The 212-nt window shown below is 63.2% G+C and carries 1 protein-coding gene; it reads right to left on the bottom strand.

All coding sequences use genetic code 11. The features are described 5' to 3' along the window. A partial coding sequence (locus U5798_RS37065) for a hypothetical protein (RefSeq protein ID WP_322084899.1) occupies nt 1-212 on the bottom strand: 212 nt, incomplete at both ends.

The following is a 212-nucleotide window of genomic DNA, read 5'->3' as shown; positions in this document are numbered from 1 at the left end:
CGACCAACAGCACCCTCGGTGCACTGTCGACGCAGGAATCGACCGACGTGGGATCGTTGTCGACCAGCTTGAATGCGACCAACGGCAACGTCAGCTCGTTGTCGACGGGCCTGAACACCACGAACAGTAACGTGACGAGCCTGTCGGCCTCGGCCGCGGCCGGCATCAGCACAGCGCAAAGTGGCGTGACCTCGCTGTCGACGAGCCTGAAC

The organism is Burkholderia sp. BCC1972 (assembly GCF_905339605.1).
Taxonomy (GTDB): domain Bacteria; phylum Pseudomonadota; class Gammaproteobacteria; order Burkholderiales; family Burkholderiaceae; genus Burkholderia.
This window is presented reverse-complemented; position numbering and strand designations above follow the sequence as displayed.